This is a genomic window from Xenorhabdus kozodoii, from assembly GCF_002632875.1.
GTDB lineage: Bacteria > Pseudomonadota > Gammaproteobacteria > Enterobacterales > Enterobacteriaceae > Xenorhabdus > Xenorhabdus kozodoii.
The window spans coordinates 1-1522 of record NZ_NJCX01000067.1 but is presented as its reverse complement, the minus strand read 5'-3'; the positions used below and the strand labels follow the sequence as shown (position 1 = coordinate 1522).

The 1522-nt window shown below is 59.2% G+C and carries 3 protein-coding genes; all 3 read right to left on the bottom strand.

The genetic code is table 11. The features are described 5' to 3' along the window. Positions 1-830: IS66 family transposase (gene tnpC / locus Xkoz_RS19045; RefSeq protein WP_141554454.1), on the bottom strand; the 830-nt coding region annotated here is incomplete at its 3' end. A 63-nt stretch (positions 831-893) separates the two neighbouring features. Then, positions 894-1229 (bottom strand): IS66 family insertion sequence element accessory protein TnpB, encoded by a 336-nt coding sequence (tnpB, locus tag Xkoz_RS19040; protein WP_099143501.1) that lies wholly within the window; start codon positions 1227-1229, stop codon positions 894-896. Then, positions 1223-1522 (bottom strand): IS66 family insertion sequence element accessory protein TnpA (tnpA, locus tag Xkoz_RS19035; protein WP_099143500.1); only part of this gene is annotated, 300 nt, incomplete at its 5' end. The genes tnpA and tnpB, both read right to left, overlap by 7 nt.

Genomic DNA, 1522 nt, shown 5'->3' with positions numbered 1-1522 from the left:
AACTCGTAGTACACCACGGCGGGGGCGTTATCACGACCCGTCACATAGGTCCACAGATAGGCCCGGTGCGTCTGCCCTTTCCCCGGCATCAGAACCGGCAACGGGGTTTCGTCGGCATGCAGAACCGGCGAAGCCAGCAGAGCCTGTTTCAGCGCGTCGGCCAACGGTTGCAGAGCCACGGCCACTTGTCCCACCCAGTCTGACAGCGTACTGCGTGCCAGGGTCACCCCACTGCGGGCATAGATTTGCTGCTGGCGATAAAGGGGCTGGTGATCCCGGTATTTGGCGACCAGCACCTGAGCCAGCAGACCCGGTTCCGGCAGACCCTTTTCAATGAGATGTGCGGGCTGGGCCTGGGCATGAATACACTGGCAGGCGGCACAGCTGTATTGCGGACAGACATAACGCCGGACGATAAACGTCGCCGGGCGGTATTCCAGCCGTTCGCTGATGTCATCGCGCAGGAAACGCAGGGGATGACCACAGTCAGGGCAGCTTGTGCTGTCCGGCTCAAGCCGCACCGATTCACGGGGTAAGGCCGCCGGCAAAGGCTGGCGTTTAGGTCGAGCCGGGGCCGTCTCTTCCGTGACAGGCAAGTATGAGAGCCGGGTTTCCAGCTCGGCAATATCCGTTTCCGCATCTTCCTCAAACTGGCTGCGTTTGGGGCCGGCCGGGAGGGTTTCGCTGTGTACGCCGAACCGCCAGCGCCGGGCCTGTTTCAGAGCCGCCTCCAGCGGGTGAATGTAGTCGCGTTGTTGCTGAAGCAGCGCCAGAGCCCGTTGCCGAAATTGTTCCGGGTCATCCAGCGCTATTAAGTCATGAAGTGTCATGGCGACAGTTTACCGGATAATCCGGGGGAATGAGGCGGTAAAACTGTGACCGGGGTTAAAAAATTAGCTTCGCCAGCCGGACAGGTCATCTCCCTCAACCTGTTGCCAGTGAATGCCCCGGATGAGCCAGTCAAACTGGGCGGGCGTCATCACCCAGCTGCGTTCCCCCTGTTTGGGCCAGGCAAAATGGGCGCGGTGCAAACGGCGGGTGCACAACCAAACCCCATGGCGATCCCAGCGTAATACCTTGAGGCGGGAACGGGCCTTGTTGCAAAAAACAAACGCTGCCTCTTCCTGCCAGCGCAGGTTTAACCGTTCAATATGCTGGGTCAGGGCATCAATTCCCCGGCGCATATCGACGGGTTCCCGCACCAGAAAAAGCTGTTCGGGTTTTAACATCGGGCCAGTACCTGAATCACCTCAGGCAATAATGCCAGCGGGCAGGTGATGGCATAGCCGGCGGGCGTTTGCAGGGTGACCGTGGGTGTCTGGGCTGGCTGGAGTGAAACGGGTAACAAGGCTGACAAACCCGGGCTGGGGTCTTGGTTTTTTTTACTGTCGGCGATCCAGTCACGAAACGAGGAAAAGTTGAGCTGATGCTGTTCACAATACTGTTTTCGGGTCAGATCACTGTGCCGCCATTGGGTCACATGGCGCTGTTTTTGTTCGGGGGTGTATCGGTTACGGCGCAT